The organism is Limnohabitans sp. (assembly GCF_017848645.1).
In the GTDB taxonomy this organism is placed as follows: Bacteria; Pseudomonadota; Gammaproteobacteria; order Burkholderiales; family Burkholderiaceae_C; genus Limnohabitans_A.
The window spans coordinates 1-22,103 of the sequence record NZ_JAFEIF010000069.1; the positions used below are offsets into that span (position 1 = coordinate 1).

Annotated in this window: 21 protein-coding genes and 1 pseudogene; 3 read left to right on the plus strand and 19 right to left on the minus strand. The window is 63.4% G+C overall.

Annotation, left to right across the window (positions count from 1 at the left end; genetic code table 11):
• Positions 1-342 precede the first annotated feature (342 nt).
• The gene (locus tag QZ190_RS14450) at positions 343-663 is read left to right on the plus strand and encodes a helix-turn-helix domain-containing protein (RefSeq protein WP_291917519.1); all 321 of its coding nucleotides are present in this window, start codon (positions 343-345) and stop codon (positions 661-663) included.
• A 2-nt stretch (positions 664-665) separates the two neighbouring features.
• The gene (locus QZ190_RS14455) at positions 666-1,997 is read left to right on the plus strand and encodes a type II toxin-antitoxin system HipA family toxin (RefSeq protein WP_291917521.1); all 1,332 of its coding nucleotides are present in this window, start codon (positions 666-668) and stop codon (positions 1,995-1,997) included.
• Between the two features lie 281 nt (positions 1,998-2,278).
• Here QZ190_RS14455 and QZ190_RS14460 read toward each other — a convergent pair whose 3' ends face one another.
• From QZ190_RS14460 to QZ190_RS14545, 18 genes and pseudogenes are all read right to left on the minus strand, one after another.
• Positions 2,279-3,190 carry a LysR substrate-binding domain-containing protein gene (locus tag QZ190_RS14460; protein ID WP_291917522.1) on the minus strand — a complete coding sequence of 304 codons (912 nt, stop codon included), beginning with the start codon at positions 3,188-3,190 and terminating at the stop codon, positions 2,279-2,281.
• A gap of 126 nt (positions 3,191-3,316) precedes the next feature.
• On the minus strand, positions 3,317-4,168 hold the full coding sequence (locus QZ190_RS14465; RefSeq protein ID WP_291917524.1) for a CoA ester lyase: 852 nt from the start codon (positions 4,166-4,168) through the stop codon (positions 3,317-3,319).
• Complete coding sequence (locus QZ190_RS14470) at positions 4,165-5,529, minus strand: MmgE/PrpD family protein (RefSeq protein ID WP_291917527.1); 1,365 nt, start codon at positions 5,527-5,529, stop codon at positions 4,165-4,167. Before QZ190_RS14470 ends, QZ190_RS14465 begins: the two co-directional genes overlap by 4 nt.
• 22 nt (positions 5,530-5,551) lie before the next feature.
• A complete protein-coding gene (locus QZ190_RS14475) occupies positions 5,552-6,739 on the minus strand; it encodes a CaiB/BaiF CoA-transferase family protein (protein ID WP_291917530.1) in 1,188 nt (395 codons plus the stop codon).
• 13 nt (positions 6,740-6,752) lie between these two features.
• Positions 6,753-7,913, minus strand: a complete 1,161-nt coding sequence (locus QZ190_RS14480; protein ID WP_291917532.1) for an acyl-CoA dehydrogenase family protein — start codon at positions 7,911-7,913, stop codon at positions 6,753-6,755.
• A 37-nt stretch (positions 7,914-7,950) separates the two neighbouring features.
• Positions 7,951-8,832, minus strand: a complete 882-nt coding sequence (locus QZ190_RS14485) for a MaoC family dehydratase N-terminal domain-containing protein (RefSeq protein WP_291917536.1) — start codon at positions 8,830-8,832, stop codon at positions 7,951-7,953.
• 79 nt (positions 8,833-8,911) lie between these two features.
• Complete coding sequence (locus QZ190_RS14490; RefSeq protein WP_291917538.1) at positions 8,912-10,450, minus strand: class I adenylate-forming enzyme family protein; 1,539 nt, start codon at positions 10,448-10,450, stop codon at positions 8,912-8,914.
• A gap of 3 nt (positions 10,451-10,453) precedes the next feature.
• Entirely contained in the window at positions 10,454-11,464 is a 1,011-nt protein-coding gene (locus QZ190_RS14495) for a tripartite tricarboxylate transporter substrate binding protein (RefSeq protein ID WP_291917540.1), read from the minus strand.
• 39 nt (positions 11,465-11,503) lie between these two features.
• The gene (locus QZ190_RS14500; RefSeq protein WP_291917542.1) at positions 11,504-12,001 is read right to left on the minus strand and encodes a PaaI family thioesterase; all 498 of its coding nucleotides are present in this window, start codon (positions 11,999-12,001) and stop codon (positions 11,504-11,506) included.
• A gap of 20 nt (positions 12,002-12,021) precedes the next feature.
• Positions 12,022-12,999, minus strand: a complete 978-nt coding sequence (locus tag QZ190_RS14505) for a nitronate monooxygenase family protein (RefSeq protein WP_291917545.1) — start codon at positions 12,997-12,999, stop codon at positions 12,022-12,024.
• Between the two features lie 7 nt (positions 13,000-13,006).
• Positions 13,007-13,987, minus strand: coding sequence for a tripartite tricarboxylate transporter substrate binding protein (locus QZ190_RS14510; RefSeq protein WP_291917547.1), 981 nt, complete (start codon positions 13,985-13,987; stop codon positions 13,007-13,009).
• A gap of 47 nt (positions 13,988-14,034) precedes the next feature.
• Complete coding sequence (locus QZ190_RS14515) at positions 14,035-15,189, minus strand: acyl-CoA dehydrogenase family protein (RefSeq protein WP_291917551.1); 1,155 nt, start codon at positions 15,187-15,189, stop codon at positions 14,035-14,037.
• An 18-nt stretch (positions 15,190-15,207) separates the two neighbouring features.
• Positions 15,208-16,470, minus strand: coding sequence for a thiolase (locus QZ190_RS14520; RefSeq protein ID WP_291917717.1), 1,263 nt, complete (start codon positions 16,468-16,470; stop codon positions 15,208-15,210).
• Between the two features lie 33 nt (positions 16,471-16,503).
• Positions 16,504-16,833 (minus strand): annotated as a pseudogene (locus tag QZ190_RS14525) (Zn-ribbon domain-containing OB-fold protein); the annotation flags it as partial.
• Between the two features lie 4 nt (positions 16,834-16,837).
• Entirely contained in the window at positions 16,838-17,758 is a 921-nt protein-coding gene (locus tag QZ190_RS14530) for an SDR family NAD(P)-dependent oxidoreductase (RefSeq protein ID WP_291917553.1), read from the minus strand.
• Between the two features lie 154 nt (positions 17,759-17,912).
• A complete protein-coding gene (locus tag QZ190_RS14535) occupies positions 17,913-18,725 on the minus strand; it encodes an enoyl-CoA hydratase/isomerase family protein (protein WP_291917556.1) in 813 nt (270 codons plus the stop codon).
• Entirely contained in the window at positions 18,722-19,141 is a 420-nt protein-coding gene (locus tag QZ190_RS14540; protein ID WP_291917559.1) for a MaoC family dehydratase, read from the minus strand. Before QZ190_RS14540 ends, QZ190_RS14535 begins: the two co-directional genes overlap by 4 nt.
• A gap of 10 nt (positions 19,142-19,151) precedes the next feature.
• Complete coding sequence (locus tag QZ190_RS14545; protein WP_291917561.1) at positions 19,152-19,604, minus strand: MaoC family dehydratase N-terminal domain-containing protein; 453 nt, start codon at positions 19,602-19,604, stop codon at positions 19,152-19,154.
• 285 nt (positions 19,605-19,889) lie between these two features.
• Between QZ190_RS14545 and dapD the strand changes: the two genes are divergently transcribed.
• Positions 19,890-20,867, plus strand: a complete 978-nt coding sequence (gene dapD, locus QZ190_RS14550) for a 2,3,4,5-tetrahydropyridine-2,6-dicarboxylate N-succinyltransferase (protein WP_291917565.1) — start codon at positions 19,890-19,892, stop codon at positions 20,865-20,867.
• Positions 20,868-20,924: 57 nt separating this feature from the next.
• Here dapD and QZ190_RS14555 read toward each other — a convergent pair whose 3' ends face one another.
• Positions 20,925-22,055, minus strand: a complete 1,131-nt coding sequence (locus QZ190_RS14555; RefSeq protein WP_291917570.1) for an ATP-binding protein — start codon at positions 22,053-22,055, stop codon at positions 20,925-20,927.
• Between the last annotated feature and the right edge of the window lie 48 nt (positions 22,056-22,103).

Below are 22,103 nucleotides of genomic sequence, written 5' to 3' on the forward strand. Positions count from 1 at the left end.
GTTTGAGGGGGAGATGGGGTGTTCAACAGCTTATGTTTATTTTGATGCTTTATTTATCATCAAATAGGTGATGGAATGATCCAATACGTGATGCTGTATTCAACATTAATTGTTCGAATGAGTCGATCAAAAAAATTCCTGCCCAGTGCTCAATAATCTCTTAATACATTGAATTTAAAGCTAAAAGTAACGCTATCGGTCACAACAGTGATCTTTTACATGATGATATATTTGCCGTCTGATTGGCTGAACTGATGGGGCTAAACCCTTCGATGAATCCCCTCAATCGATAACAAATAAAGCATAATTTGCCGTCTGCTGAACCGCCCTGGAGGAGCACCCATGTCTATGCACCTGTCGAACTTGCCCGAGCTGGGATTGGAGGTTGCGCGCCTGCGACGTGATCAGGGCCTCTCCCAACGCGAGTTGGGCAAGCTTTCTGGCCTGGCCCAGTCCACGCTGGCTCGGCTGGAGACAGGCCAACTCAGCGAATTTGGCTCCCGAAAACTCCTGCGTTTGCTGGAGGTGCTGGGGGCGGGCCTGAGCGTCACCCCATTGCGTGGGTCAGGGGCCAGTTTTACCCTGGATGACGCGCTGGCCGAGCGCCGAGCACAAGTTGAATTTGAAGCACAACACCCGCTGACTCAACGGGCCAGGGGATAACCATGAGACTGACCGTCTTTGTCCATGACACAGCCGTGGCCACGCTGGACTCACCCGATGGTTTTGGGCATGTGCTCTCCTACTACCCTACGGCCAAGCCCGAGCAATTCACCTCCTTGCTCATGCCCGTGCGCACCCAGTCCTACAACTACCCGGAGCTGCACCCGCTCTTTCGAATGAACCTGCCAGAGGGCTTCCTGCTCTCGGTGCTGCAGGAGCGCCTGGGGCCCCATGTCGGCGCTTCACCCCTGAACCTGTTGAGCGTGGTCGGACGCAATGCCATCGGACGCGTGAAGGTCGCACCTGAGGGAGCGGACCCCAAGTCGCCACCGATGGCCTTCGAGGTACGACACATCTTGCGCGGTGACAACTCGGAGCAGGCCTTCATGGGCCTGGTGCGGGAGTTCGCCGTCAGCGGGGTCAGCGGCGTGGTGCCCAAGTTCCTTGCGCCGGCTGCTGCGGGCCAGGATGCCAACAAGCTGCCCGGCAAGACCACACTGGCCACCGAAAAATTCATCGTCAAAGGCACGCCCGCTTCCCTGCCCGGGGTGGCCCTGAACGAGCATTTCTGCATGCAAGTGGCGCAGCGCGCCTTTGGCAATGCCGCAAAAACCGAGGTCTCCGACGACGCACAGGCTCTGGTCGTACACCGCTTTGATTACGAAGAAGACGGCCAGACACGTTTGGGCATGGAAGATCTTTGCAGCCTGCTTTCATTGCGCCCAGAACAGAAATACGACGCCACCTGGGAGCGCGTGGCCAATCGCATCAAGGACGTGACACCAGTTGGACAACAGGCTGCTGCACTCTCGGACTTGGGCAACCTTTTGCTGCTGACCTATGCGCTGCGCAACGCGGACTGCCACACCAAGAACATCGCCCTGCTCTATACGAGCAAGCAGGATGTGCGACTGGCACCCGTCTACGACATGCTCAGCATCACCGTCTACGACGACTATTGCAACAATCCGCCAGGCATGTCCATCCAAGGCCGCCAGACCTGGAACCCGGGTAAGGCACTGCCCCTGTTCTTGCAGCACTACTGTGGCATCGGTTTGGCTAAGGTCCATGGCAAAGTGGAGCGCGTGTGCGAGGCCATCGTGGAGGTATCACCAGAAGTGTTGCGCGCCACGCGTGACAACAAGCACTTCACCGAGGTAGGCGTGCGCATGCTGAGAGCCTGGAACGAAGGCATGAACAGCCTTCGTCTGCAAAAAACCTGGAGCCTGCCGAACTTGGATCACCTGTTAGATGATGAGGCACTGGCCAAGGTGGCAGACCCGAAAGCCCCTAGGAAGGTCCTGGGCCGCAGCCCTTTGAAACTGATGAGCTGAGATATTGGTTGACTAAAGAAGCACAGGCCAACAAGACCGCATGCGTCTGCTTCAGGGACGATGCGGGAGCGTTCATCAACATGGCCCAGGTCTTTGCCGACCCACAAACCCAACACCGCCGGGTGCGTGCTTTGCGGCTGGCTTGGCCACTGTCGGCTTTGTGCAGCACCACTTCGGCATTGTGGTTCACGGCAAAGTCGATCACGGTGCCAGGTGTAAACCCATGGCATCACGGATGGGTCTGGGGATGGTGATCTGTCCTTTGGCGGTGAGGGTGGTGCTCATGCGGGCTGCGCCTGCCGCGCATCCTCTGACAACAAATCAATCAAGTCCCGCGCAAAGTTGGGCAGCTCGTCGAAGTTGCGCACACAAATTTGCATGGACCGCAAGGCCCAGGCGTCAGACAGGGGCACCAGGCGGATGGCCATGCTGCGGGCGTGGCGGCGGGCAGCCGATTCGGGCAGCACGCCCACACCCACACCGGCTTCGATCATGCGGCAGGCCGACTCGAAGCTGCTGACCTGGATGCGCACCTTGAGCGGCTTGTTGAGCTGCTCGCATTCGCGGTTCAAGAACCCATGCAGCGCGCTGGCTTCGTGCAGGCCCACATGGTCAAACTCCAGCGCGTCGATCAGCGGCATGCTGGGCAAGTCAGCCACGGGGTGGCCGTCGGGCACCACCAGCACCAGGCTGTCGGAGCGGTAAGGCAGGGTTTGCAGGTTTTCGGTGCGCACCGAACCGGCCACGATGCCGATGTCGGTCTTGCCGTCCATCACGGCGCGCACGATTTCATTCGACAGTTTTTCCTGCAGGTCGATGTTCACATCGGGGTGCGTGGCCAGGTAGCGCTTGAGCACTTCGGGCAAGAACTCGCCCAGGGCCGTGGTGTTGGCGTACACACGCAGGTGGCCTTTGATGCCGCTGGCGTATTCCTGCAGGTCACCGCGCAGGTGTTCAATCTGGCCCAGCACCAGACGCGCCCGGTGCACAAAGGCCTGGCCGGGCGGTGTGAGGGTCACGCCCTGGCTGTGGCGGTTGAGCAGTTTGGCGCCGATGCTTTCTTCAAGGTTCTTGATGCGCGTGCTGGCCGCAGGCAGCGAGATGAACGAAGCTTCGGCCCCTTTGGTGAGGCTGTTGGCTTCGGCCACCCGCACCATGAGGCGCAAATCCACCAGATCGAAATGAACAGACATGGGGGGATTGTGCCAGCGGGTCGAGGGTCAGCGGCGGCGCGGTTGGGGGTTTGGGTAGGAGCGCACCCCGTGCGCGATTGTTTCTAAAAGGGCGTGTGCGACGCCCATCGCCCACGGGGTGGGCTCCTAAGGGGCCAGCAAAATCTGACGCGCCAGCAACAACACCGGCGGGTCGACCATCTTGCCGTCCACACTGAACGCGCCGCCGCCCGCCGCCACTTCGGCGGCCAGCACGCGGCGGGCCCAGTCGCATTCGGCTTCGGTGGGGGCCAGGGCCTGGTGCACGCCCGCCACTTGTGCGGGGTGGATGCACAGCTTGGCCCCGAAGCCGAAGCGGCGGCTGCGCTGCGCGTCTTGCGCCAGCACCTGCGCGTCGGTTGTGGCAGTGGTCACGCCGTCCACCGGCGCGGGCAGGCCCGCACGGCGCGAGGCCACAACCAGTGCCAGGCGCACCGGGGCCAGTTCGGCTTCATCGGGGCCGCAGCGCATGCCCAGATCGGCCTGCAGGTCGATGTGGCCCAGACCCAGGCGTAAGGTGCCTGCTGCACGGGCTATGGCGTCGATTTGCCCCACACCTTCGGCGCTTTCGATCAAAGGCAAAACCAGCATGCTGCTGGTGCGAAAAGCCTGCTCGACCTGTTGTGCGTTTTCGGCCTTGGGCAGCATGAGCGCGCCCAGACCCTTCAGGCTGGCCACTGCGGCCAAGTCGGCTGCGTGCCAGGGTGTGCCCGCCGGGTTCACACGCACCAACAGGCGCGCGCGCTCGGCTGCGTCCAGGCCAGACCAAGCGGCAAACAGCGCGTCGCGCGCCGAGTCTTTGGCGTCCAGCGGCACCGCGTCTTCCAAGTCGATGATGACCGCGTCGGCACCGCTGGCCAGGGCCTTGGCAAAGCGCTCGGGGCGGTTGCCGGGCACGAACAAAAAGCTGCGCGCTAGCCCAAGGCGCGATGGCCGTGAAGGCCGTGAAGGCAGGCTCATGACAGCAGCGCACCCACCTTGGGCCAGCTGGCCACTTGCCAAAGCGCATCCACGCTTTGACGCATGGCCTCAGGCGTGGCACCGCCGCTGAAGGCGGCCAGGCGCAGGGCTTTGTCGGTGATTTCCTGACGCGAGAGGGTGTTGCCCGGGTCGCCCTTGGGCTCGTCCACGCGGCCGTGCAGCACGCGGCCGTCGGTGGTGGTCACCGTGACTTTGCCGATCCAGCGCTTGGGGTAGGCGCTGTCCACTTCCGCGTCCAGCACCATGCTGACTTTGTCGCGCAGGGACTGGGTGTGTGCACTCAAAAAGTCGCGGTCGAATTCGGTCAGGCCGGCGTGGCCGTGCTGCGCCACCAGCGCCAGCACCGTGCCCATGGAGAACTTGCTCTGGTGCACCGTGACGGGCCGCACCACCGGGCCGAGCACGTCGATGGCACCTTGGTGCACATGGGTCACCACTTGGGCCAGGTCATCGAGCTTCAAGCCATTCGTCTGCATGACGTGCAGCAGCGCATCGGCCGCCGGGTGGGTGTGGCGGCAGCTGGCGTGGTACTTGAAAGAGGTCTCGGCCGTGGCCCAGCGCGTGCCCAGGCCGTCCACCAGTCGGCTCGGGTCGGCGTCGCTCGACATGCCCACGGCCATGCCTTGTGGGCCTTCCAGAATTTCGGCCGCGCCCGTGAAGCCGTCTTTGGCCAAGTAAGCCGACATGAGACCCGCCCCAGCAGCGTGCGCGGTGTGCAGCTGCTTGCTGTCGGCGGCGGTGCGCAAGAACTCCCACAGGCCTGCCGACTGCGTGCCGGCCGAGCCGAAGGCGTGCTGCATTTGCTGCGCGTTCAGACCCAACAAATGGCCCACAGCAGCGGCCGCTGCCAAGGTGCCTGCGGTGCCGGTAGTGTGGAACACGCGGTAGTGCGAGCGCCCCAAAAATTCACCCACACGGATGCCGACTTCGTAGCCCACCACCGAGGCGGCCAACAATTGCTGGCCACTCGCGCCCAGGGCTTGTGCCACCGCAACGGCAGGCGAAAACACCACCGTGGCCGGGTGGAACACCGAGCCGTTGTGCACATCGTCTTGCTCGGCCACATGCGAGGCAGCGGCGTTGGCCATGGCCGCCAAATACGGTGTGGTGCGTGCGCGGTTGATGATCACTTCAGAGGGGCCTTGGGTTGGTCCCATGGCCTGCGCAAAGCGGGTGATGCTCTCCACCGGGCGCGAGCCGTGCCCGGCCACAGCAGAGCCGAACCAGTCGACCAACAGGTCTTCGATCTTGCGGACCACCGGCTCGGGAATGTCCTCGAAACGAAGGCCTGCGGCAAAGGCGGCGAGTTGTGCGGTGTTGGATGTCGTGTTGTTTGTCATGACTGTCTCCATGTGTTCTGTATCAAATGGCTTGACTGTTGCGCAGGGCTTGCACCGCCGCATCGTCCAGGCCCAGCTCGCGCAGGATGGCCTCGGTGTGCTCGCCCACAGCAGGCACGGCGTCCATGCGGTAGTCGTAGCGGTTGTTGCGCCCGGGCGGCAGCAGGGCGGGGATGTCGCCCGCAGGCGAGCCCACCTTGTGCCAGCGCTCGCGCGCCTTGAGCTGTGGGTGCGCCCAGACTCCGGCCATGTCGTTCATGCGGGCATTGGCAATTTGCGCCTGGTCCAGCCGCGCCTCGACCTCGGGCGTGGTCATGCGGGCGAACACGCCCACAATGAGCTGCTTGAGCAGGGCTCGGTTCTCGTTGCGCAATGCGTTGGTGCAAAAACGCGGATCGTTGGCCAAGGCCGCATCGCCCAGCACCACTTCGCAAAACACTTTCCATTCGCGCTCGTTTTGCAGGCCCAGCATCACCGTGCCACCGTCGCCTGCCACAAAGGGGCCATAAGGGTAGATGCTGGCGTGCGAGGCGGCGCTGCGCGGCGGCGGGGTGGCGCCGTCGTAGGCGTAGTACAGCGGATAGCCCATCCACTCGGACAGCGCTTCGAGCATGGACACGTCGATGTGGCTGCCCTGACCGGTCTTGCCGCGCAGCAGCAGGGCCGACAGGATGTTGGTGTAGGCGTACATGCCGGCCGCGATGTCGGCGATCGAGTTGCCGGTTTTGGACGGGTCTTCGGGCGTGCCGGTGATGGACAACATGCCCGCCTCGCTCTGAATCAAGAGGTCGTAGGCTTTTTTGTCGCGGTAGGGGCCGTCTTCGCCGTAGCCCGAGATGTCGCACACGATCAACTTCGGGTGCTTGGGGCTGAGCGCCTCGAACGACAAACCCATGCGTGCGGCGGCACCAGGCGCGAGGTTTTGCACCAGCACGTCGGCGCTTTGCAGCAAGCTGCTGAGCACGGCCATGGCGTCGGGGTTTTTCAGGTCCAGCGTCAGGCTTTCCTTGGAGCGGTTGGTCCACACAAAGTGCGAAGACTGGCCGCTCACCCGCGTGTCGTAGGCCCGCGCAAAGTCGCCCGCACCGGGGCGTTCGATTTTGATGACGCGGGCGCCCAGGTCCGCCAGTTGGCGGGTGCAGAACGGCGCGGCAATCGCGTGTTCGAGAGAGACGACGGTGATGCCGTCCAGGGGTCTTGGCGATGTCATGTCAGAACGGATGTCAGAACGAACGGGGCAGCCCGAGGATGTGCTCGGCCACGTAGCTGAAGATCATGTTGGTCGAGACCGGGGCCACCTGGTACAAGCGCGTTTCGCGGAACTTGCGCTCGATGTCGTATTCACACGCAAAACCAAAGCCGCCGTGCGTTTGCAGGCAGACGTTAGCCGCTTCCCAGCTGGCCTTGGCCGCGAGGTACTTGGCCATGTTGGCTTCGGCCCCGGCGTTTTGCATCGCATCGATTTTTTCGCAGGCTTTCCAGCGCATCAGGTTGGCGGCTTCGAGTTCGATGAAAGCGTCGGCAATCGGGAACTGAACTCCCTGGTTTTGGCCGATGGGGCGGCCGAACACCACGCGGTCTTTGGCGTATTTGGTAGCGCGGTCGATGAACCAGTAACCATCGCCAATGCACTCGGCGGCGATCAGCACACGCTCGGCGTTCAGGCCGTCAAGCAAGGTCTTGAAGCCCTTGCCCTCTTCGCCCAAGAGCGCGTCTTCGGGGATCTCCAAGTTGTCAAAAAACAGCTCGTTGGTCTCGTGGTTGACCATGTTCAAAATCGGCCGCACGGTCAGGCCATTGCCGATGGCCTGCTTCAGGTCGATCAAGAAGCAGGACAAACCTTCGGAGCGCTTGGTCACCTGGTCGGCAGGCGTGGTGCGGGCCAGCAAGATCATCAGGTCGCTGTGCTGGATGCGCGAGATCCAGACCTTTTGGCCGTTGATGACCCAGCGGCCGTCCTTCCTGACGGCGGTGGTTTTGAGCTTGGTCGTGTCGCTGCCCGTGGTGGGCTCGGTCACGCCCATGGACTGGATGCGCAACTCGCCTGTGGCGATCTTGGGCAAGAGGGTGTTTTTCTGCGCATCAGACCCGCTGCGCACGATGGAATTCATCACGTACATCTGGCCGTGGCACGCGCCCGAATTGCCACCCGAGCGGTTGATCTCTTCCATGATGACCGAGGCCTCGGCCATGGACAGGCCCGAGCCGCCGTATTCCTGCGGAATCAGCGCGGCCATCCAGCCGGCTTTGGTCAGGGCGTCGACAAACTCTTCGGGATAGCCGCGTTTTTCGTCGACCTTGCGGTGGTACTCGTCAGGGAACTGGGCGCACAGGGCACGCACAGCGTCGCGGATGTCTTGGTACTGGTCGGGTGAGGTGTGCATGGTGTTGGTGTCGGTGAAAAGTTTCAGGCCAAAAAAATCAGGCCAAGGTAGCTTGCGCTTGCATGGTGAGCCAGCCTTCGTGGTCGCAGGCCCACAGCTCAATCGTCTTGCCATCGGCAGATGGCCGTCCGTTCAGCCGGAAGGGGTGCAGGTCAAACGTGGGGCGCACGGCGCGGAACTGGAACGATGCCAGGCTCGCACCGGACACTTGCCTGCGCACCAGGTCCACCAGCAAGGTGGCAATGAGCGGGCCGTGCACGATGAGGCCGGGGTAGCCTTCCTCTTGCGTGACGTAGCTGCGGTCGTAGTGGATGCGGTGGCCGTTGAAGGTGAGCGCCGAGTAGCGAAACAGCGACACCGGGTCGGGCACAAACTCGCGCTGCCAGGGCGCGCCGGTTTCGGCCGCCGTGGGGGGCACTTCGGGCGCACCCGGCACCGCGGCAGCGCGGTAAACGATGTCGTGGGTTTCGGTCAGGCACAGGCCTTGGGCGTTGTGGAAGGCGTGCTCGACTTCGACAAACAACAGGTCGCCCGTGCGACCCGATTTGTGTTTGACCGAGGCGATGCGCGAATGCTTTTGCGCGTCGTCGCCCACACGCAGCGGATTATCGGTGTGCCACTGCAAGCGGCCACCGGCCCACATGCGTCGCGGCAGGGGCACGGGCGGCAAAAAGCCACCGCGCAGCGGGTGCCCGTCGGGCCCGATCTGGCTTTGTGGGGCCTGCGGCAAAAAGTACAGCCAGTGCCACAAGGGCGGCACATCGCTGCCTGCGGCTTGGCGGGCGTCTTCGCGGTCGAGCAAGGCACTTTGACCGCGCAGTGGCGCAGCCACGATCTCGTCGGTCAGCGTTTCGCTGCGGCCTTCCCAGCTGCGCAGGTGCGCAACCTGGTCGGCGTCTAAGGTGGTGAGGGTGTTCATGGGGTCAATCTTCGCCGAGTCAGGGCCAAGGGGCCGTCTGTGTTTGTGAAAGTCCGCCTTTGTCAGTCATGAAGCGCGCTCAGGCGCTACCGGTTTGCGCGGCGCTCCACTGCGCCACCAATTCGCGCTTGAGCACTTTGCCGCTCAGGGTCATGGGCATCTCGGGCACCAACACCAGCGCCGAGGGCCGCTTGTAGGGCGACAGGTGTTCATGGGCATGGGCCTTGAGGGCCTGCAGGTCCAGCTGCACGCCGGGCTTGGCTTCAATGAAGGCCAGGATGTCCTCGTTGCCATCGGCCATCTTCCGCCCGACCACCGCCGCTTTTTGCACACCGGGCCAGGCCAGGAACACCGCCTCGACCTCGCCGGGGTACACGTTGAAGCCCGAGCGGATGATCATTTCCTTGAGGCGTCCGACCACCTGCAGCGCACCGTCGGCATCTTGTCGGCCCAGGTCGCCACTGGCGTACCAGCCACCGGGCTTCATGACTTGCGCGGTGATCTCGGGGTCGCGGAAATAACCTGGCATCAGGCCCACGCCGCGCATCCAGATCTCGCCCGTCTCGCCTGGTGGCAGGTCGCGCCCATCGGGGCCCATGATGCGCAGCTCGGCGCCTTCGACCAGGTAACCCGCGCTGGTGTCGGCGCGCTGTTCGTTCAGTCGGCACAGTGTCAAAGCGCCGGCGTATTCCGACAGGCCGTAGCCGTGGTGCAAGGGTTTTCCAAAGCGCCCTTCGATGGCTTGCTTGACGCTCAGGTCGAGCGGTGCAGCGCCGGTGTAGACGTAGCGCAAATCCGGGGCGACCGGCTGCCTTATGCCTTGACTGTCCAGCCAAGCCAACAAGCGGGTGAACATGGCGGGCGGGCCTTGCAGCTGCGTGAGGCCTTGGTGGGCCAGCGCGTCGAACACATCGGCCGGGTCGAACTGGCTGCGCATGAGCAGGCCCGAGCCCGCGTGCAGCGACGCCATGAGCACCGTGCCCAGACCGAAGATGTGCGTCATGGGCAAATAGGCGTAAGACCGGTCCGAAGGCCCGAGCTGACGCGACTGCGCCGAGACGCGTGCAAACTGCAGCAGCCCCGCGTGCGTGAGCATCACGCCCTTGGGCTGGCCAGTGGTGCCCGAGGTGAAGATGATCGCGGCGACCTGTTCGGCCAATTCACCCGTTTGCGCTGTGGCCTGTGGTTTGATGGGGGTGCGCTGCAAGCCGGGCAGCACGCTGGCCTGGGTGCCGTGCAGCGAAGCGTGTTGGCGCGCCGCTTCGGACACGCCCACCGTGAAATACAGCACACGCGCATCGGCCTTGTCGGCAAAGGCCGCCACTTCGGACGCGGTCATGCGCGCATTGACACCGCAGGCCCAAGCGCCCACACGGCTGCAAGCCAGCACCAAGGCCACATGCTCGGGGCAGTTTTCGGCGGCCACCAACACGCGGTCACCCAAATGCACACCGGCATCGCGGAGCTCCGCCTCCAGCAGGTCCACCTGCTGGGCCAACTGGCCCAGCGTCATCACCCCTTGCGCCAAATACAAAAAGGGGTGCGCAGGTGCCTGCGCGGCGCGTTCGTCAAACAGCTGATAAATGCGCGTGTGGGGTGAGGTCAATTGCAAAGCCATGTTTTATTCGAAGGTCATGCCTTTGGTGACTTCGGCCCACAGCGCGTGTTCGCGGCGCATGCGATCGGCCATGTCGGCGGGTTTGGCGTTCCAGATCACATAGCCCTGGTCCACCCAGCGCTTGTTCAGCTCGGGGTCTTGCAGCGCGCGGGCCGTGGCGGCGGTGATCTTCTGGCTGAGTTCGGCGCTCATGCCCAGCGGGCCATACAGGCCGTACCAGCCGCCCACGTCGTAATCACGAATGCCCAACTCGGTCATGCTGGGCAGTTGCGGCAGGGCCGGGTTGCGCTCTTTGGAGGTCACGGCCAGGGGCCGCACCTTGCCGCCGTCGATGTGGGCTTTGGCCCCGCCCACGATGTCAAACATCATCTGGATCTGCCCGCCCATCACGTCGGTCATGGCAGGGGCATTGCCTTTGTAGGGCACATGGGTCATGTTGATGCCCGCACGGCGCGCAAACAGCTCGCCGCTCAGGTGGTTCGATGCGCCCATGCCGGCCGAGCCGTAGGCCAGTTTGCCGGGGTTGGCTTTGCCAAAAGCCACCAACTCGGGCAAGGTTTTGAAGGGCTGGTTCTGGTTGATGACCAGCACGTTGGCGTAGCTCAGGATGGTGGCCAGCGGGGTCATGTCCTTGAGCGGGTCAAAAGCCATGGCCTTGAGGACATGGGGGCTGATGGTCATGGTGGGGCTGGCGGCATAAAAAATTTCCAGGCTATTGGGCGCCGACTTGACCACGGTGTTACCCGCCACCGCACCGCCTGCGCCGGGCCGGTTTTCCACGATCACGGGCTGGCCCAGTTCGCGGCTGAGCACGGGTGCAAACACGCGTGCTGAAGCGTCCACGGGCCCGCCTGCGGCATAGCCCACGATGAGTTTGACCGGGCTGTTGCTGGCCTGTGCCCAGGCCTGCGGGGCCGACGCGGCGCAAACCGCGCCCAGCGCGATCCCCAGGGCCGTGCCCAGCAGGCGTCGGCGCGGCGTGTGTGTTGAAACGGTGGATGCTTGTGGTGTCATGGTGTGTCTCTTCGGGGGGGAATGGGCCGACCCCAATGGTCAGCGTTGGGGATCGACAAATTTGAAGGCGCCCATGGCGCGGGCCACCACATCGCCGCTGTCGTCGGTGATGTGCGCCTCGCAAAAGCAGACGCTGCGCCCGCCGCCACTGGCGCGGCCGTGGGCCACCAGGCGGCCCCGGCCGGGTTTGAAAAACTGGGTGGACATGTCCACCGTGACCACGGCGCGCTGGAAGTTGGTGCTCGACAGCGCGGCGCTGGACATGGCCCCGTCGAGCATGGTCATGAGCACGCCGCCGTGTGCGTTGTGGAAGTTGTTGGTCAGGTCAGGGCGGGTGTCGAGCACCAGACGCGATACACCGTCACGGGCCATCTCGCGGCGCAGATTCAGCAGATGGTTGAAGCCCACTTGTGCATACAGGCGCGAGGTGTCGCTGGCGCCCGCGTGTGACACGGCGTCGATGCCCTCCGGGGTGCGCGCTGGCGCGTCCGCTTCGGGGGGCGCCGGGCTGCAGGTGTCTGTGTCGGTGAAGGACATGGTCATGGCTTTAAAAATGTTCAGCCTGGTGCAGACCAGGCCTGCGCACGCGCCAAAGCGGCGCGGCAATCGGCCACCATGCGCTCGATCAATTCGGCGCAAGTGGGCACATCGTCGATCAGGCCAATCACCTGCCCGGCAGCGACCACACCGCCGTCCACATCACCCGACTGCAGGGCCTGGTTGCCGCGTTGGCCGGCCACCAGGTGGCGGATGTCTTCAAAGCTGCAGCCGCCCGGGCGGTTTTCAGTGGCCACCACTTCTTGCGAAATGGCATTGCTCCAGGCGCGGGTGGTGTTGCGCATCGTGCGGAACATGAGCTTCGTGTCGCGCTCGCTCGCACCCACCAGGGCCTGCTTGATGTTGTGGTGCACCGGCGCTTCCTGCGTGACCAGAAAGCGCGTGCCCATGTTCACGCCCTCGGCACCCAGCGCCAGGGCCGCCGCCATGCCGCGCCCGTCGGCAATGCCGCCCGAGGCGATGACCGGCACGCGCAGCGCCTGACAAGCCAGGGGAATCAGCACCAGGCCGGGCACATCGTCCTCACCGGGGTGACCCGCGCATTCAAAGCCATCGATGCTGATCATGTCCACCCCATTGCGCTCGGCGCTCAGGGCGTGACGCACCGAGGTGCATTTGTGCACGATGGTGATGCCCGCGTCCTTCATGCGACCGATGAACGCTTTAGGGCTGTTGCCTGCCGTCTCCACGATCTTCACACCGCTGTCGATGATGACCTGCAAGTATTCGCCGTAGGGCGGCGGGTTGATCGAGGGCAAGATCGTGAGGTTCACACCAAAGGGCTGGTCGGTCAGCGCGCGGGTGCGGGCAATCTCGTGCGCCAGCGCTTGCGGCGTGGGCTGGGTGAGCGCCGTGAGCACGCCCAAACCGCCAGCATTCGACACGGCCGAGACCAGCTCGGCCTTGCCCACCCACTGCATGCCGCCCTGGATGATGGGGTAGCGGATGCCCAGCAGCTCGGTGACGCGGGTTTTCATGCAGGCATCAATTCAGCGTGATCTTGGCGTCGCGGATGATGCGGGCGTACACGTCGGCATCGCTTTTCACGACCTTGGCAAAGCTGTCCGTGGTTTCACCGCCCGGAATCAGACCCATGGCTTCGATCTTCTCGCGCACATCGGGCAGCTTGAGGATGCGCTGGGTTTCTGCCGAGAATTTGTCGACCACTGGCTTGGGCGTGGCCCCTGGCAAAAACAAACCGAACCAGCCCATGGGCTCGTAGGAGTTGAGGCCTTGCTCCTTGAGTGTGGGCACATTGGGCAGCCAGGACAGGCGCTCAGTGCCGGTCACGCCCAGCAGCTTGAACTTGGGCAAATGCTGTTTCGACGAGCCTGCATCAAAGAATGCCGAGGACAGCTGACCGCCCATCATGGCCGTGACCAGGGGCGCACCGCCCTGGTAGGGCACATGCGTCAAATCCAGACCCGACTGCAGATTGAGCAAAGCGCCTTGCAAATGGGCCGAGGTGCCCGGGCCATACGAGCCAATGCTGTGTTTGCCCGGCTCGGTCTTCACCAGCTTGATGAACTCAGGCAAGTTGTTGATGGGCAAGTTCGGCGCTGCGGCCAGCACGCTGGGGCTGATGGCCACGCGGCTGATCGGCGCGAAGTCCTTGATCGGGTCATAGGGCAGCTTCATCAAGGTCATTTGCTGTACCAGGGCCACAATGCCAAACAACACCGTGTGGCCATCGGCCGGGGCCTTGGCCACCAGGTTGTTGCCAATGGTGCCGCCTGCGCCAGGCTTGTTTTCCACCACCACGGTTTGTTGCCAGCTGTCCTGCATTTTTTGCGCCACCATGCGCGCCAGCACATCGGTGGCCCCACCTGCGGGGTAGGGCACGATGAACTTGATGGGCTGGCTCGGGTAAGCCGTCTGGGCCTGGGCCAGGGCGCTGCCTGCGCCCATCACGGCCAAACTGCTGAGCGTAGCCAGGGCCATGCGGCGGGTGAATGTTTTTTTCATGTCTTGTCTCCTCTGTGGTTTTGTGTTGAAAAAAGAATCGGGTTGGCTCAGCCGCGTGCCTCGCGCACCATGTTGCGGCCAATGATGATTTGCTGGATCTGCGTGGTGCCCTCATACAGGCGGAACAAACGCACATCGCGGTAAAAGCGCTCGATGCCGTACTCGGACAGGTAGCCCGCGCCCCCCAAAATTTGCACCGCACGGTCGGCCACACGGCCGCACATTTCGGACGCGAACATCTTGCAGCACGAAGCTTCGGTCGACACGCTTCGGCCTTCGTCGCGCTTGCGTGCGGCATCGATCACCATGCACTCGGCCGCGTACAGCTCGGCCTTGCTGTCGGCCAGCATGGCCTGCACCAGTTGGAACTCGGCGATCGGCTGGCCAAACTGTTTGCGGTCAATGGCGTAGCGCAGCGCATCGTCCAAGATGCGCTGGGCCACGCCTACACACACGGCGGCCAAATGGATCCGGCCTTTTTCAAGCACCTTCATCGCGGTCTTGAAGCCCTGGCCTTCTTGGCCGCCGATCAGGTTGGCAGCGGGCACACGCACGTTGTCAAAGATCACGTCGCAGGTGTGTGCGCCTTTTTGGCCCATCTTCTGGTCGTTCTTGCCCAGGCTGATGCCGGGCGATTGGGCGTCGACGATGAAGGCCGACACACCGCCCGCGCCCTTGTCGGCCGGGTTGGTGCGCGCCATGAGCGTGAAGATTTTGGAATGCGGTGCGTTGGTGATGTAGCGCTTGGTGCCGTTGACCACGTAGTGGTCACCGTCCTTGATGGCGGTGGTGCGCAGCGATGCGGCGTCCGATCCCGCGTCGGGTTCGGTCAGCGCAAACGAGGCCGACAACTCGCCCGTGGCCAGCTTGGGCAGGTAATAGGCTTTTTGTTCTTCGGTGCCGTCCATCAGGATGCCCTGCGAGCCAATGCCCACCGTGGTGCCAATCACCGAGCGGAAGGCGGGCGAGGTTTTGCACAGCTCAAACAAGAGGCGCGCCTCTTCTTCCATGGTCAGCTCCAGGCCGCCATAGGCCTCGGGGATGGTGAGGCCAAACATGCCCATCTCGCGCATCTCCTGCACGATGGCTTCGGGGATCTCGTCGGTCTGGGCGACTTCGTTTTCGGCAGGTACCAGGCGCTCGCGCACAAAACGACGAACGGAGTCGAGCAGGGCTTCAAAGGTTTCGGTATCTCGGATCATGGCTTGTGGGTGATGAATTTACAAAGTCTCAAAAGTGCCGAGGATGGCCGTGGACTGGCTCGACAGCGTGCCGCCGTTGCCGTGGGCCAGCGCGGTCTGCACGCCGGGCACTTGGCGCTCGCCGCCTTCGCCGCGCAACTGGCGCACAGCTTCGATCACGGTGAAGATGCCGTACATGCCCGGGTGCGTGCACGACAGGCCGCCGCCGTTGGTGTTGACCGGTAGGTGGCCACCGGGCGCGATGCCGCCGCCTTCCACGAAGGCACCGGCTTCGCCTTTTTTGCAAAAGCCCAGATCTTCCAGGAAGAGCAAGGTGTTGATGGTGAAGGCGTCGTACAGCTGCACCACGCCCATGTCACTCGGCTTCATGCCGGCCATAGCAAAAGCCTCGCGGCCGGACTGGCTGGCCGATGTGACGGTGAGGTCGTGCATGGCCGAGATCTGGCGGTTCCAGTTGGCGGTGGCGTTGCCCAGCACGTACACCGGTTTCTTTGGCAGGTCACGCGCACGGTCGGCGCGCACCAACACAAAGGCACCGCCACCGTCGGTGACCAGGCAGCAGTCGCGCACCGACAAGGGGTCGGACACCATGCGGGCCTTGAGCACGTCGTCAATGGACAGCGGCTCGCGCATGAAGGCTTCGGGGTTGCGCTGCGCCCAGGCGCGTGCGGCTACGGCCACTTCGGCCAGCTGGCGGCGGGTGGTTCCGTACTGGTGCATGTGTCGCTGCGTGGCCAGCGCGTAGGCGCTCAGCGGTTGTATCGGGGCGTAGGGGGTTTCGTAAGGCTGCGGATCCATCACGCGGCGGGCCTGGGCGATCTCGGCGCGGCCAAAGGTGGAGGTGCGCTGCGTGCTGCCGTAGCACACCAGCACCGCGTTGCACTGGCCCGACTGCAAAGCCATCATGGCGGGCAAGAGGTGCGCCACAAAGCTGGAGCCGCCGAGCATGGTGCCGTTGGTGTAGCGTGGGTTGATACCCAAATATTCGGTCACGGGCATGGGCCACATGGTGGACAGCACACTGGCGGTGCACAGGCCGTCGATGTCGCTCATCTTCAAACCGGCATCGGCCACCGCGGCGTGCGCGGCGCGGGCGAGCACTTCCATCTCGGAAAAGCCCGTGGCCTCGCCGCAACCAAAGGTGGCCACACCCGCAATCGCCGCGCTGCCGCGCAAGGCCTTCAGGCCCGACGAGGTGTGCACCGCCGCCGATGCGGCCGGGCCACGGGGAACCGGTTTGACCGATGCAGCCGCGGTATCGACCGGGTCAAACACCACCATGCCTTGGCCCTTGTCGACCACCACACGGGCCTGCACACGCTGGCCCACCTGCACCGCATCGACCGGGCTGATCTCCACGCGGCTCATCAAACGCACGCCTTCGTCCAGGTCAATCAGGCAGACGTTGTAGTCGCCGCCCGCGTCGGGTTTGCGGCGCACCGTGGTCACCGAATACACCGTGCCCAGGCCCGAGGGGGGCACCAGGCTCAGGTCATTGCTGCCGCAGTGCGGGCAGACCTCACGCGGGAAGTAAATGTGTTGGCCGCAACCAGTGCATTGCTGAATCAGGAAGCGGCCTTCGGCGAGGGCGGCCTGGTGTTGGGCGAGCACACCGGTCTGTTGGTTCTCTGCAGTCATGGTCATCGCCTCAGATCGGGTCCCAGCTGAACACGTCGCCCGAGCGGTCCAGGTCAAAGAAGCTCGACTTGAGCGCGGGCATGGCTTGGTCCAGCACCGATTGCGGCGTCCAGCCCTCGCTGCGGTGCACCGAGCGTATGGGGCGCGGCTGGCTCATCAAGAAAATTTCGTTGTTGCGCACGGCAAAGACCTGGCCGTTCACATGGGCCGAGGCGTCGCTGGCCAGGGCCACCGCCATGGGCGCGATCTTGGCGGGCGTCATCTGCTTGATGCGTTCAACACGGGCCTGTTCTTCGGGCGTCTCGGTCGGGATCGAGCCGATCATGCGGCTCCAGGCAAAGGGCGAAATGCAGTTGGAGCGCACGTTGAACTTTTGCATGTCCAGCGCGATCGACTTGGACAGCGCCGTCACGCCCAGCTTGGCCGCCGAATAGTTGGCCTGGCCGAAGTTGCCCACCAAGCCCGAGGTCGAAGTCATGTGGATGTAGTTGCCGCTTTCCTGCTCCTTGAAGTGCGGGGCAGCAGCGCGGCTGACGTAGAAAGCGCCATACAGGTGCACCTTGAGCACCGCGTCCCACTCGTCCATGCTCATCTTGTGGAAGAAGCGGTCGCGCAAGATGCCTGCGTTGTTGACCACCACGTCGATGCGGCCAAAGCTGTCGATGGCGGTCTGAATGATGCGCGCCGCGCCTGCGGCGTCAGACACGCTGTCGGTGTTGGCCGCGGCCTGACCGCCCATCGCCACAATCTCGTTGACCACTTGCTGGGCGGGGCCTGCGTCCTGACCTTCGCCCGAGACAGACGCGCCAATGTCGTTGACGACCACTTTGGCCCCTTCGCGGGCCATGGCCAGCGCGATGTCGCGGCCAATGCCGCCGCCCGCGCCGGTGACCACGACCACCTTGTCCTGGACCAATCCTGTACTGCTCATGCTTGCTCTCCTTCGGGTCATGGTCTCGTGGCGAGACGGGGCACCGCCTGCGACACCATGGGTTGATGTATCTTGTGTCGTGTCTGGATTCTCAACAATCTGCGATTGCTGAACCGGGTCTTTTGAATTGCCTAACCCCGGGATTCCCCTTGGTTCAAGGCCTTTTGTCTTGGCTTGGCCAGGCAAACAAGGGCGGCTGCTTGTTCAGAAATCGGCCCACGGCTTCGCGGTGCTCGGCGGTGCCTGCGGCCAGGGCCTGGGCTTGCGCTTCGGCGCTCAACATGTCCTGCAGGCCGCCGCCCAGGGCGCTGCCCAGGCTGCGCTTGATGAGCGCCACCGCCGCCGGCGACGCACCCACAAAACTGCGCGCCATGGCCTGCGCACGGGGCAGTAACTGGTCCGGCTCGTGCAGCTCCATCACGATGCCAAGACGCAAGGCCTCTTGGGCGTCGAGGTCACGGGCCGACAGCATGATCTCTTTGGCGCGCTGCACGCCCACCACACGCGGCAGGGTGTAGAGCGCCCCCACATCGGGCACCAGGCCGACTTTGAGGAAGGACATGTTGAACCAGGCGCGCGGCGTGGCCAGCACAAAGTCGGCGGCCAAGGCAAGGCTAAAGCCCGCACCAGCGGCCGCGCCATCGACGGCGGCGATCACCGGGCGGTCGAGCGTGAGCAAGACCTGCAACCACGCGTGCAGGGTCTGCATGCGCTGGAGCCACCCGCCGTTGTCCAGGTTGGCGGCCGCGATGTTTTTCAGGTCACCGCCCGAACAAAAATGCCCGCCCGCGCCCGTCAGGACCACGGCGCGGATGCTGCGGTCTTGCTGGATTTGCTGCAAGGCCACCGCCAGTTCGTCGCGCATGGCCGGCTCCAGCGCGTTGCGCTTGCTCGGGCTGTTGAAAGTCAGGGTGGCGACTTGTTCGCTCACCTCGAATTGGAGCAAGGATGTGTGGGTCATGGTCATGTCAGTGCAATCACGGCTTCACCGGACAATTTGATCTGGCCTTCGGCATTGGCCGTGGTGAGCGACAGGCGCACGCGGCGCTCGCCTTTGACTTCGAATTTCTCGGTCACCTGACCCGTGCAGGTGATTTTTTCGTGCACCTGGGTCATGGCGGCAAAGCGCACGCTGTAGTCGCGAATCGCTGTTTGTGACACCCAGTTGGTGAGCAGGCGCGCCAGCCAGCCCATGGACAACATGCCGTGCGCGATCACGTCGGGCAGGCCCGCGCTGTGCGCAAAATCGGTGTCGACGTGAATCGGGTTGTGGTCGCCCGAAGCGCCGCAGTACAGCGCCAACGTCAGGCGCGAAACGGGTGGCAGCTCCAGCGCAGGAATGGCGTCGCCCACTTGCAGGGCGTCAAAAGAGGGGAGGGTCATGGGGGTGTCCTTAAGCACTGACGCCGTGGCGCAAAACCGTCACCGCACGCAGGTCGGCCACATGCTCGCCACGCTGGTTGCTCACGCGGGTCTGGCGCACCACGAATTCGAGCGCGCCGCCTTTTTTGTCGTAGATGTCTTCGATGCGCTGTTCAAAACGCAGCACATCGCCCGCATAGGCCATGCGGTGAAAAGTGAAACCCTGCTCGCCGTGCAGCAGCTTGCGGTAGTCCATGCCCAGCAGGTTGCGGATCGCGGCCGGGTCGGGCGACTCCATCTCCAGGCAAAACAAAAACGTGGGCGGCACGGGCAAGGCCGGGTGCCCGGCGGCGCGGGCGGCGGCCTCGTCGGAATAAACCGGGTCGGTCTGGCCTGTGGCCTTGGCAAAAAAGCGCAGACGGCCTTTTTCCACCAGCACCTCGAACGCGGGCATGGTGTGGCCGATGTATTGGCGGTCGATCATGTTCACCTCTGGATATGAATGCCTGGTGACGCCGGGTTGATGGGCCCAGCTCGCGTGGTTCCGAAGCACCTTGCGCTGGACCTGAACAATCCAAGACCAACGATAGAGCTCTGCCATCGGTTCCTCTGATGTCATCCTAAGCCACCCTCACTGGACGTGGTGGCCGCAAGTGTCACCAAGGTTTGGTGCCTCGCCAACAGCCCCCGGAAAAACACCCCACTGGCCAGAACAAATGTCCTCCCCGATAATCAACGGTTTTCAAGCACTTGCAGCAAAGTACACCCCATGACCACCTACATAACCACCGGCGCACGCGCCACGGGCCTGGCCACCATTGCCGCTGACGGCACCGTGCTGGACACCTGGTTCCCCGCCCCCGAACTGGCGGCCGATGTCGCCGCCAGCGGCAGCACCCGCCTGACCGAAGCCGAGGCCGTCGCCGCTTTGGGCGCTGACGTGGCCCAGGCCCTGGTGGCCTGCAGCGTGCGCAACGCCACCGTGGTGGCCGTGCGCACCGAAATCAAAAGCCTGGCCGATGCGCCCGCCGACACCCACGACGCTTACCTGCGTCTGCACCTGCTGAGCCACCGCCTGGTGTTGCCACACGGCGCGAACGTGACCGGCATCTTTGGCCTGCTGCCCAACGTGGCTTGGACCAACTTTGGCCCCTGCGCGCTGGCCGATGTGCCCGCCGCCCGCTTGAAGGCCCGTGGCACCGGCCGCGTGCTCGAGATCAAGGGCCTGGACAAGTTCCCGCAAATGACCGACTACGTGATCCCGTCGGGCGTGCGCATTGCCAACGCCGACCGCGTGCGCCTGGGTGCACACCTGGCCAGCGGCACCACCGTCATGCACGAAGGCTTTTGCAACTTCAACGCGGGTACGCTGGGTGCCAGCATGGTCGAAGGCCGCATCAGCGCGGGCGTGGTGGTCGATGACGCCAGCGACATCGGCGGCGGCGCGTCCATCATGGGCACGCTGTCGGGTGGCGGCAAAGAAGTCATCAAAGTGGGCAAACGCTGCCTGCTGGGTGCCAACGCCGGCATCGGCATCTCGCTGGGCGACGACTGCATCGTCGAAGCCGGTTGCTACATCACCGGCGGCAGCCGCGTGCAAATGCCCGACGGCTCGGTCATGAAGGCCAAAGAGCTGTCCAGCAAAAACGGCATCCTGTTCCGCCGCGATTCACAGTCGGGCGCGCTGCACGCGATTCCTCGCAACAAGAGCTGGGGCGAGTTGAACGCTGAGTTGCACAAGAACTGATTTGGGTTCCATTCAAGAGAAAACGGCGTGCATGCTAAATCAGCACGCTGTTTTCACTCAAGCGGCAAGTCCAAACAGGTACTCGGCCGCCACTGCAATCTGAATTTCCCCCAAGGTGTAGCTGTGCCGCGCATTGCGAACCAGCTGCACAGCCTGTACAGGTGCTTTTTCCAACGCAAAGCGTTGCAAGGCTCGGTGCGGTTTTTCATCAGATAACTTGCATTCGACCAGCTGCGTGAGCTGGTTCTTTTCGCTCAAAGCAAAGTCCACATCGGCCCCGTCTTTGGTGCGGATGTAATGCAACCCGGTCTCTTTGCCCTGCACGTCGTGCTGCCATTGCACATGCTTGAGCAGGGCGGTGGCCACCAGGTTTTCGAAGCGCAGGCCTTCGTCGCCTTCGACCAGGCCCGTGTCGTAAAAGTAGACCTTGGGGCTTTGCTGTGTCGCGCGGGCAATGTTGTCATGGAACGGACGGACCACAAAGACGATGTAAAGCGCCTCCAAAATGTCGAGGTATTTTTTAAGGGTCACAGGAGACACACCCAAGTCCCGCGCAATGCTGGCCAGGGACAGGGGTGAGCCAACGCGTGAGCGCAACAACTGTGCAAACAATCGGATCGCATTGACCTCCTGGATGCGCGAGAACTCGAGCACGTCGTTGCGCACCAAGCCATCAAAATATTGTCTTCGCCAGCGCTCAGCCTGTTCGTTGTCAGGTGCGAGGCAGGGCTCGGGAAAGCCGCCGCGCTCCAGCAAATGGGTCAGCGCGGCATCGGGTGTGGCCCCGGTTTGTTCACACCATTCGCGCACGGAGAGTGGGTGCAAGCGCAAACCAAAAAAGCGACCCGCCAAGGACTCGCCACTTTGCCTGAAGGTATCCATGCGGGCGCTGCCCGTGACCAGCAGTTGCTGCGAAACAGGTTTGCCATCGACCACGCCTTTGAGCCAAGCTTTCCAGTCTGGCATTTTGTGGATTTCATCCAGCACCAACAGCGGTGCTTGGGGGCTCCAGCGTTGGTGAATGATCATCGCTCGGTCTGCCGGGACGTCGTAGTTCAGATATTGGCCACCTTGCTGAGCGATCAACTGGCGGCTGAGCGTGGTTTTACCGACCTGCCGTGGCCCGGTGAGGAACACCATTTTTTGGGCCAAATCGGCCTGCACACGGTCATCAAGATAGCGTTTCATACCCACGATTTTGCGACTTTTTAAAGGTACTTTGTAAAAAAGTCGCGA

What these genes read in the sequence shown, in the direction of transcription:
- QZ190_RS14510 (WP_291917547.1), bottom strand. Translation starts at nt 13,987, where the DNA reads ATGAAAAAAACATTCACCCGCCGCATGGCCCTGGCTACGCTCAGCAGT.
- QZ190_RS14515 (WP_291917551.1), bottom strand. Translation starts at nt 15,189, where the DNA reads ATGATCCGAGATACCGAAACCTTTGAAGCCCTGCTCGACTCCGTTCGT.
- QZ190_RS14530 (WP_291917553.1), bottom strand. Translation starts at nt 17,758, where the DNA reads ATGAGCAGTACAGGATTGGTCCAGGACAAGGTGGTCGTGGTCACCGGC.
- QZ190_RS14495 (WP_291917540.1), bottom strand. Translation starts at nt 11,464, where the DNA reads ATGACACCACAAGCATCCACCGTTTCAACACACACGCCGCGCCGACGC.
- QZ190_RS14460 (WP_291917522.1), bottom strand. Translation starts at nt 3,190, where the DNA reads ATGTCTGTTCATTTCGATCTGGTGGATTTGCGCCTCATGGTGCGGGTG.
- dapD (WP_291917565.1), top strand. Translation starts at nt 19,890, where the DNA reads ATGACCACCTACATAACCACCGGCGCACGCGCCACGGGCCTGGCCACC.
- QZ190_RS14455 (WP_291917521.1), top strand. Translation starts at nt 666, where the DNA reads ATGAGACTGACCGTCTTTGTCCATGACACAGCCGTGGCCACGCTGGAC.
- QZ190_RS14450 (WP_291917519.1), top strand. Translation starts at nt 343, where the DNA reads ATGTCTATGCACCTGTCGAACTTGCCCGAGCTGGGATTGGAGGTTGCG.
- QZ190_RS14540 (WP_291917559.1), bottom strand. Translation starts at nt 19,141, where the DNA reads ATGACCCTCCCCTCTTTTGACGCCCTGCAAGTGGGCGACGCCATTCCT.
- QZ190_RS14480 (WP_291917532.1), bottom strand. Translation starts at nt 7,913, where the DNA reads ATGCACACCTCACCCGACCAGTACCAAGACATCCGCGACGCTGTGCGT.
- QZ190_RS14490 (WP_291917538.1), bottom strand. Translation starts at nt 10,450, where the DNA reads ATGGCTTTGCAATTGACCTCACCCCACACGCGCATTTATCAGCTGTTT.
- QZ190_RS14485 (WP_291917536.1), bottom strand. Translation starts at nt 8,832, where the DNA reads ATGAACACCCTCACCACCTTAGACGCCGACCAGGTTGCGCACCTGCGC.
- QZ190_RS14470 (WP_291917527.1), bottom strand. Translation starts at nt 5,529, where the DNA reads ATGACAAACAACACGACATCCAACACCGCACAACTCGCCGCCTTTGCC.
- QZ190_RS14500 (WP_291917542.1), bottom strand. Translation starts at nt 12,001, where the DNA reads ATGTCCTTCACCGACACAGACACCTGCAGCCCGGCGCCCCCCGAAGCG.
- QZ190_RS14505 (WP_291917545.1), bottom strand. Translation starts at nt 12,999, where the DNA reads ATGAAAACCCGCGTCACCGAGCTGCTGGGCATCCGCTACCCCATCATC.
- QZ190_RS14475 (WP_291917530.1), bottom strand. Translation starts at nt 6,739, where the DNA reads ATGACATCGCCAAGACCCCTGGACGGCATCACCGTCGTCTCTCTCGAA.
- QZ190_RS14465 (WP_291917524.1), bottom strand. Translation starts at nt 4,168, where the DNA reads ATGAGCCTGCCTTCACGGCCTTCACGGCCATCGCGCCTTGGGCTAGCG.
- QZ190_RS14535 (WP_291917556.1), bottom strand. Translation starts at nt 18,725, where the DNA reads ATGACCATGACCCACACATCCTTGCTCCAATTCGAGGTGAGCGAACAA.
- QZ190_RS14545 (WP_291917561.1), bottom strand. Translation starts at nt 19,604, where the DNA reads ATGATCGACCGCCAATACATCGGCCACACCATGCCCGCGTTCGAGGTG.
- QZ190_RS14520 (WP_291917717.1), bottom strand. Translation starts at nt 16,470, where the DNA reads ATGGTGGTGTTTGACCCGGTCGATACCGCGGCTGCATCGGTCAAACCG.
- QZ190_RS14555 (WP_291917570.1), bottom strand. Translation starts at nt 22,055, where the DNA reads ATGAAACGCTATCTTGATGACCGTGTGCAGGCCGATTTGGCCCAAAAA.